General features: G+C 67.9%; 8 protein-coding genes and 1 pseudogene. 4 read left to right on the top strand and 5 right to left on the bottom strand.

Annotated features, from left to right (window positions below; all coding sequences use genetic code 11):
- On the top strand, positions 1 to 511 hold a 511-nt coding region (locus tag I73_RS33190; RefSeq protein WP_022980988.1), incomplete at its 5' end, for a hypothetical protein.
- A 95-nt stretch (positions 512 to 606) separates the two neighbouring features.
- On the opposite strand, the gene I73_RS12885 is transcribed toward I73_RS33190, so the two are convergent.
- Positions 607 to 1245: a CoA transferase subunit B gene (locus I73_RS12885; RefSeq protein ID WP_022980989.1), complete on the bottom strand. Its 639-nt coding sequence runs from the start codon at positions 1243 to 1245 to the stop codon at positions 607 to 609.
- Positions 1246 to 1264: 19 nt separating this feature from the next.
- Entirely contained in the window at positions 1265 to 1963 is a 699-nt protein-coding gene (locus I73_RS12890; protein WP_022980990.1) for a CoA transferase subunit A, read from the bottom strand.
- Between the two features lie 109 nt (positions 1964 to 2072).
- On the opposite strand from I73_RS12890, the gene I73_RS12895 reads away from it, so the two are divergent.
- Entirely contained in the window at positions 2073 to 2624 is a 552-nt protein-coding gene (locus I73_RS12895; protein WP_022980991.1) for a PAS and helix-turn-helix domain-containing protein, read from the top strand.
- A 24-nt stretch (positions 2625 to 2648) separates the two neighbouring features.
- On the opposite strand, the gene I73_RS12900 is transcribed toward I73_RS12895, so the two are convergent.
- From I73_RS12900 to I73_RS33980, 3 genes and pseudogenes are all read right to left on the bottom strand, one after another.
- Positions 2649 to 3080, bottom strand: a complete 432-nt coding sequence (locus I73_RS12900) for a thioesterase family protein (RefSeq protein ID WP_022980992.1) — start codon at positions 3078 to 3080, stop codon at positions 2649 to 2651.
- Positions 3070 to 3777 (bottom strand): YceH family protein, encoded by a 708-nt coding sequence (locus I73_RS33975; protein WP_234409500.1) that lies wholly within the window; start codon positions 3775 to 3777, stop codon positions 3070 to 3072. The genes I73_RS12900 and I73_RS33975 overlap by 11 nt, the downstream gene beginning before the upstream one ends.
- Positions 3751 to 4530 (bottom strand): annotated as a pseudogene (locus tag I73_RS33980) (SDR family oxidoreductase); the annotation flags it as partial. The pseudogene I73_RS33980 and the gene I73_RS33975, both read right to left, overlap by 27 nt.
- Before the next feature lie 302 nt (positions 4531 to 4832).
- Here I73_RS33980 and I73_RS12910 point away from each other — a divergent pair.
- Together I73_RS12910 and I73_RS12915 are read left to right on the top strand one after the other, a co-directional pair.
- Entirely contained in the window at positions 4833 to 6515 is a 1683-nt protein-coding gene (locus I73_RS12910; protein ID WP_022980994.1) for an electron transfer flavoprotein-ubiquinone oxidoreductase, read from the top strand.
- A 68-nt stretch (positions 6516 to 6583) separates the two neighbouring features.
- Positions 6584 to 7897 (top strand): FUSC family membrane protein (locus I73_RS12915; protein ID WP_304607946.1); only part of this gene is annotated, 1314 nt, incomplete at its 3' end.

Here is a 7897-nt window from a genome sequence, read left to right on the forward strand (position 1 = left end):
CGCCTGTCTGGCCGGTTTCGTGGGCCTGGGACGCAACCTCTTCGCCATGGGCCGCACCCAGCTCTTCGCGCCCCCCATCAACCGCGCCCTCACCCGGCTCACCGCGCGGACCGACGCGCCTTGGGTCGCCATCCTGCTGCTGGCCGCCGCGACCGCGGCGGTCACCTGGCTGCCCTTGTCATTCCAGGTGCTGCTGCTCTCGGGCAACTACACCATCCTGACCGTGTTCTACGTGCTGGGCATCTATTCGGGCCGCCGCAGCGGCCGTACCGGCACCCACGACTACAAGACCCCCTGGTACCCCCTCATCCCCCTGCTGGGCGTGGCCATTGTGATTGGCGAGGTGGTGGTGCTGTGGTTGGACGCCGACTCGGGCCGCAAGTCGCTGTTCCTGTGCAGCGCCGTCTGGGTGCTCTCCTACCTTTACTACCGCTTCGTGCTGATGCGCCGGCCAGGCGGGTGGCGGATGACCGGTCCCAGCGACATCGATGCGATGGTCGCGAAGGGCTAGCAGCACAAGCGCTGGCGGGAGGGGGCAGGCAGCCTGCCCGGTCGCTTGGGCCGCGCAGAGAGGCTCGGCAGCCCATGCCGCCGAGCCGCAGCCGCTCAGTGCACCGGCACGCCGGTCTTGGCCTGCACTTCCTCGAAGGTCACGCCCGGCGCCAGTTCCACCACCTTCAGGCCATGCTCGGTCACGTCCAGCACGCAGAGGTCGGTGATGATGCGGTCCACCACGCCCAGGCCGGTCAGCGGCAGGGTGCAGGCGGGCAGGATCTTCAGGTCGGTGCTGCCGTCCTTCTTGGTGGCCACGTGCTCCATCAGCACCACGACGTTCTTCACGCCGGCCACCAGGTCCATCGCGCCGCCCATGCCCTTGACCATCTTGCCCGGGATCATCCAGTTGGCCAGGTCGCCCTTCTCGCTGACCTGCATCGCGCCCAGGATGGCCAGGTTGATCTTGCCGCCGCGGATCATGCCGAAGCTGTCGGCGCTGCTGAAGATCGACGAGCCCGCCAGCGTGGTCACCGTCTGCTTGCCGGCGTTGATCATGTCGGCGTCCACCTCCTCTTCCGTCGGGAAGGGACCGATGCCCAGCAGGCCGTTCTCGCTCTGCAGCCACACCTCCATGCCCGCGGGCACGTGGTTGGCCACCAGCGTGGGCAGGCCGATGCCCAGGTTCACGTAGAAGCCGTCCTGCAGCTCCTTGGCCGCGCGGGCCGCCATCTCGTCACGGGTCCATGCCATGTTCGTTCTCCTTCGCGGCTCAGGCCTTGCGGGTGGTGCGCTGCTCGATGCGCTTCTCGGGGGTGGCGTTCAGCACGATGCGGTGCACGAAGATGCCCGGCAGGTGCACATCGTCCGGGTCGATGGCGCCCTTCTCGACGATCTTCTCCACCTCCACCACGGTGATCTTGCCGGCCATGGCCACGTTGGGGTTGAAGTTGCGCGCGGTGCGACGGAAGCGCAGGTTGCCGCTGGTGTCGGCCATGTAGGCCTTGACGAGCGAGACCTCGGGCACGATGCCGCGCTCCATCACATAGGTCTTGCCATCGAACTCCTGCGTGGGCTTGCCGTCGGCCACGATGGTGCCCACCCCGGTGCGGGTGAAGAAGGCCGGGATGCCGGCCCCGCCGGCGCGAAGGCGCTCGGCCAGCGTGCCCTGCGGGGTGAATTCCAGCTCCAGCTCGCCGCTCAGGTACTGGCGCTCGAACTCCTTGTTCTCGCCGACGTAGCTGGAGATCATCTTCTTGATCTGCCGGGTGGCCAGCAGCTTGCCCAGGCCGAAGCCATCGACCCCGGCGTTGTTGGACACCACGGTGAAGTCCTTCTTGCCAGTGGCCTGCAGCGCGTCGATCAGCGCCTCGGGAATGCCGCACAGGCCAAAACCACCCACCGCCAGCAGCTGGCCGTCGTGGATGATGCCGTCGAGCGCAGCCGCCGCGCTCGGGTAAATCTTGTTCATCGGGTCGCCTCCAGGCGGGTTTCAGGGAATGCCTTCAGCGTACTACGTAACGCATTAAGTAGTCGTTACGCAAAATTCAGTAAGGCCGAACCAGCTAAGCTTCGCCGCCATGCTGGAACTGGATTACCGAACCGCCTTCGAGATGGCCCCGATCGGGATGGTCATGTCGCGCAACCGCCTGATCGTCGACTGCAATCGGCAACTGCTCACCATCTTCGAAGCCGAGCGCGAGCAGCTGATCGGCCAGTCCTTCGAAGTGCTCTACCCCAGCGCCGCCGAGTTCGAGCGCACCGGCGACCGCATCCTGGCCGCGCTGGACGAACAGGGCCGCTACGCCGACGACCGGGTGATGCGCCGGGCCAACGGCGAGCTGTTCTGGTGCCATGTGGCTGGCCGGGCGCTGGACCCGGAGGATCCGCACGCCGCCGGCGTCTGGAGCTTCCAGGATCTGTCCGCCCGCCGGGTGCTGAAGGTGGACTTCACCGGCCGCGAGCGCGAGATCGCCGCACTGCTGGTGGACGGCCTCACCAGCAAGGAGATCGGCCGCAAGCTGGACATCAGCCCGCGCACGGTGGATGTGTACCGTGCCCGGCTGATGCGCAAGATGAACGCGGGCACCACTGCCGAGCTGGTGCACCGGTTGCTGGCTGGCGAAAGCTGAGCGGCGCCAGCGGCTCGCAGGGGGTCAATCCGCTGCCGGGCAGGCGGCTTGGCGCAGCCAGTCCGGCATCGGCGTGGAGCGGCCGGTCGCGAAGTCCATCCACACCATGGTGGCCCCGCCCTCGGCACAGGGCACGCCCGGCTCGTCGGCGCGCTCCAGCGTGAAGAAGGTCTCCATGCTGCTGCGGCCTTGCTGGCCGACGTACAGGCGGGCCCGCAGCTCGCCTGGGTAGGTCACCTGGCGCAGATAGCTGCAGAAGGCGTTGACCACCACGGGCCCGCTCCCGCCATCCTGCAAGGGACGACCCAGGCTCAGCAGCCAGTCCACCCGCAGGCTCTCGAAGTAGCGGAAGTAGACGGTGTTGTTGATGTGGCCGAAGGCGTCCATGTCGCCCCAGCGCATGGGCAGCACCATGTCGAAGACCTGCGTCTTCTCGGCGGGCAGTTCAAATCGCATCGGGAATCTCGGGAGGGGGGGCGCTCAGCCCCAGTTCGTTCTGCAATTGGGCTCGCAACTGCGAGAGCTCGGCACGCAGCGCCGCCACTTCTGCCGCCTGGCGAGCCAGCTCGGCGCGCATCTCGTCCAAAGCGGATGCGTCCGCAGCGTCGGCGACCGATGAGCGCCCTTCGCTGACCTGCGCGGGTTCGCCACACAGCAGGTGGGCCCAGCGGGCTTCCCGCTCGCCGGGCGCACGTGCCAGACGGACTGCACGCGGCGGCGTCTTGCTGGCCAGTTCGTCCAGAAAGGCCTCGACCGAGGAGATGTCGGCAAAGCGGTACAGGCGTTCGCAGTTCAGGCGAAGTTCGGCCGGCGTCTGCGGGCCCCGCAGCATCAGCGTGGTCAGCAGGGCCACCGCCTGCCCGGGCACGCCCAGGCCGCGGGCCATGTTGTGATCGAAGCGCAGCACGCGGCTGCCGCTGACCTCCACCACCAGATGACGGCGCTTGAGCTCGTCCAGGGCCTGCAGCACCGCGGGTTCGTCCAGCTCCATCACGGGCTGGCGGGCCGTCTTCTGGTTGCAGCCGGCCACCAGCGCGTTGAGCGACAGCGGGTAGCTGTCCGGCACGGTGTGCTGTTTTTCGACCAGCACGCCCAGCACCCGCGCCTGTGCGGGGCTCAGCGGCTCAAGTCCGAATCCATCGTCGGCCTGCACCACGGCACCGTTGATGAAGTGGCTCTCGTTGGCGCAAAGCATCATCAGCACCGCGTCCAGATCCTGCGGCTGGCCCACGCGCTTGCGCGGCAGCATCTGGATCAGCTTCTGGCCCGCGTCGGTGGACCAGTGACGGTGGTTGATCTCGGTGTCGATGTAGCCCGGGCAGATGGCGTTGACGTTGATGCCATGGCGGCCCCACTCCAGGGCCATCGCCTTGGTCATGTGCACCACGGCCGCCTTGCTCATCGCGTAGACACCGATCTGGCTGAGCGGCCGCAGGCCGGCCATCGACGCGATGTTGACGATGCGCCCGCCCGTGAACGTGCCCGGCGCCGCCCCGCAGGAACGGGCGATCATGCGCTTGGCCACCTCCTGCGCGACGAAGAAAGCGCCGCGGGTGTTGGTGTTCATCACGTAGTCGTAGTCGTCGGGGCTGACCTCGGTCAGCTTCTGCGTGGTGCTCACGCCCGAGTTGTTGACCAGGATGTCCAGCGTGCCGGTCTCGGTCTCGGCGTGGGCCACGGCCGACTTGATGCTGTCCACATCGGTCACGTCCAGCTCGACCACGTGGGCGTCCCCGCCGGAGCCTTCGATTTCGGCACGCAGGCCCTTGAGGCGGTCGATGCGTCGCCCGGCCAACACCACGGCAGCCCCGGCACGCGCCAGCGTCTTGGCAAATTGCGCGCCCAGCCCGCTGGAGGCGCCGGTCACCAGGGCCACGCGGCCCGAAAGATCAATGTTGTAGCTCATGGATGAAGCGGGCACGGGCCCGGACTTGAATTCTTGATGGAGCAGGACCTTGGGACTGCCCCGACCCCCCCCTGGGGTCTGCGTTCCGGAGCAGCGACTCGGGAAACAATAGCATGCCTGTCTGTCATCGGTCCCTTGGCGGCACCACATCGGGTGAGCGGAGCTTCCCGTATTTTCAGAAACGAACGTTCGTGCTATTTTTGTCTACAAATCGCTAGAATTCCTGCGCAGACAAACACCCCGGGCTCGCCCATGGAGGCCGGGGTTCTCACAACAATTCCTATCCCACCCAAGGACAGACCATGACTTCCGCCGAGCTTCTTGCCCAGTACGGCCCCCGCGAATCGATGGAATACGACGTGGTGATCGTCGGCGGCGGCCCGGCCGGGCTGTCCACCGCGATCCGCCTCAAGCAACTGGCCGCCGACAAGGGCGCCGAGGTCAATGTGGTGGTGCTGGAGAAGGGTTCCGAGCCCGGCGCGCACATCCTGTCGGGCGCGGTGATGGACCCCAAGGCCCTGACCGAGCTGTTCCCGAACTGGCAGGAACTGGGCGCGCCGCTGAACCAGCCCGTGACCGAGGACGAGGTGCTCTTCCTCTCGGAGACCGGCGCCAAGCAGACCCCGCACGGCCTGCTGCCGGAATGCTTCCACAACCAGGGCAACTACGTGATCAGCCTGGGTGCGGTCACCAAGTGGCTGGGCGAGCAGGCCGAGGCCCTGGGCGTGGAGATCTTCCCCGGCTTCTCGGCCGCCGAAGTGGTCTATGACGAGCAGGGCCGCGTGAAGGGCATCGCCACGGGCAACGTCGGCATCGGCAAGGATGGCGAGCCCACCGAGAACTTCCAGCTGGGCATGGAACTGCTGGGCAAGTACACCATCTTCGCCGAAGGCGCCCGCGGCCACCTGGGCAAGCAGCTGATCGCCAAGTACCAGCTGGACCACGGCCGCGACCCGCAGAGCTACGCCATCGGCATCAAGGAGCTGTGGGAAGTGCCGGCGGACCAGGCCAAGCCCGGTCTGGTGGTGCACACCGCCGGCTGGCCGATGGACGGCGACACCTACGGCGGTGGCTTCCTCTACCACCTGGAGGGCAACAAGGTCACGCTGGGCTATGTGGTCGGCCTGGACTACAAGAACCCCTGGCTGTCGCCCTTCGAGGAGATGCAGCGCTGGAAGACCCACCCGTCCATCCGCCCCCACATCGAGGGCGGCAAGCGCCTGGGATACGGCGCGCGCGCCATCACGGCCGGCGGCATCCTCTCCCTGCCCAAGCTGGTGTTCCCGGGCGGCGCCCTGGTGGGCTGCGATGCCGGCACCCTGAACGCCTCGCGCATCAAGGGCAGCCATGCCGCCATCAAGACCGGCATGCTGGCCGCCGAAGCGGCCTTCAACGCACTGCAGGCCGGCCGCGCCCAGGATGAGCTGGGCGACTACCCGGTGGCCTTCGAACAAAGCTGGCTGCACACCGAGCTGATGCGGGCCAAGAACTTCAAGCAGTGGTTCAAGAAGGGCAACACCATCGGCACGCTGATGACCGGCATCGAGCAGTGGCTGCTGCCCAAGCTGGGCATCACCGTGCCGCCCTGGACGATCCACCGCCAGCAGGCCGACCACCTGTACCTGAAGCCGGCCGCCGACTGCCCCAAGATCGACTACCCCAAGCCCGATGGCAAGCTGACCTTCGACCGGCTCTCTTCGGTGTTCATCAGCAACACCAACCATGAGGAAAACCAGCCGGCCCACCTGACGCTCAAGGACGCCTCGGTGCCGGTGAAGGTGAACCTGGCCAAGTTCGCCGGCCCGGAAAGCCGCTACTGCCCGGCCGGCGTCTACGAGTTCGTCAACAAGGACGGTGCCGACCAGCTGGTGATCAACGCCCAGAACTGCGTGCACTGCAAGACCTGCGACATCAAGGACCCGACGCAGAACATCGTCTGGGTGACGCCGGAAGGCGGCGGCGGCCCGAACTACGCGGGCATGTAAGCCCAGCCGACCCCCTGAGGGGAATCGCCCCTCCCCTCCATGGCGCGCACTCGGTGAGAATGCGCGCCATGTCGTTTCTGCGTCGCTGGAGTCTGGCTTTGCCCGCCCATGGCATCAATGGGCTTTCGGTCCTCTTGGGGCTGGGACTGGTGCACCTGGTGTGCTGGGCCCTGGGTGGCCCCACGGCGTCCCTGGCCGCCGTCTCCGGCGCCATCTTCACCAGCCTGCCAGACACCCCGCTGGCACCGGCGCGCACCCGGCTGCGCGTGGCCACGGGTGCGCTGGTGGGGACTCTGTCCAGCGTCCTGGCGCTGAGCCTGAGCACCCACCCGATCGGCCTGGCGCTGCTGGTGGCGGCGATCGGCGGTGTCTCGGCCATGGGCATGGCCTGGGGGGCCCGGGCCGGCCCCCTGACCTTCGTGCCCATCCTGGCCCTGGTGTTCTCATTGGCCCATCCGCCGACGGCCGATGTGCATGAGATCACCCAGCACACCCTGTGGACCCTGTGCGGCGCCACGCTCTACTGGGGCTGGGCGGCCTGGGTGTCGCGCCGGCTGCAACCCAGGCTGCGACAACTTGCCGTGGCGTCGGCCTTCCGGGCCCTGGGTGAGTTGCTGCGCGCCCGCGGTCAACTGCTGGCCCTGCCGGCCACGGACACCCCGGACGCCCAAACCGCCCTCACCCATTGGATCATCCACCAGGCCGCGCTGGACGAGCAGATCCAGGCCGCCCGCGACCTGCTGTTCGAAGCCCAGCACCGCCCTGCGGCCCTGCGCCTGAGCGACGCTCTGCTGCAGGCCATCGAGTTGCGCGATGCCCTGATGGTGAGCGAACTGGATCTGGCGGGCTTGGGCAAAGAGGACACCGCCCAGGACACGCGACAGGCCCTGGGCGATTGGCTGGGATCGCTGGGCGACGCGCTGGCCCGCCAGGCCCAGGCCCTGGAACAGGCCGAGCCGCCCCCGCCGGTGGAGACCGAGGCCCTGCAGGCCCGTCTGCGCTACAGCCTGAGCCAACTGGAAGGCCTGACGCCCAACCGGCTGGGGCACATCCTGCTGGGCCGGGGCGAGCACCTGCTCAAGGACCTGACCCGGCTGCGCGCCGCCCTGGTCGAAGGCTCGGGACAGCCCCTGCCGCCCCGCGACGAGCTGCTGCGCTTCATCAGTGCCGAAGGCTGGCCCCTGGCCTCCCTGGCTTCGCAGCTGCACTGGCACTCGCCCGTCCTGCGCCATGCGGTGCGCAGCGCGCTGGCCCTGACCGTGGCCTATGTGCTGGCCCTCTGGCTGCCCTGGGCCTCACACCCGAACTGGCTGGTGCTGAGCGTGGCCGTGGTGCTGCGCGGCAACCTGGAACAGACCCTCTCTCGGCGCGACGCCCGGATC

The organism is Ideonella sp. B508-1, assembly GCF_000333615.1.
GTDB lineage: Bacteria > Pseudomonadota > Gammaproteobacteria > Burkholderiales > Burkholderiaceae_C > Ideonella.

Bases quoted from the DNA above. Each gene is read 5' to 3' on its own strand.
- I73_RS12885 (WP_022980989.1), bottom strand. From the start codon at position 1,245: ATGGCATGGACCCGTGACGAGATGGCGGCCCGCGCGGCCAAGGAGCTG.
- I73_RS12890 (WP_022980990.1), bottom strand. From the start codon at position 1,963: ATGAACAAGATTTACCCGAGCGCGGCGGCTGCGCTCGACGGCATCATC.
- I73_RS12895 (WP_022980991.1), top strand. From the start codon at position 2,073: ATGCTGGAACTGGATTACCGAACCGCCTTCGAGATGGCCCCGATCGGG.
- I73_RS12900 (WP_022980992.1), bottom strand. From the start codon at position 3,080: ATGCGATTTGAACTGCCCGCCGAGAAGACGCAGGTCTTCGACATGGTG.
- I73_RS12910 (WP_022980994.1), top strand. From the start codon at position 4,833: ATGACTTCCGCCGAGCTTCTTGCCCAGTACGGCCCCCGCGAATCGATG.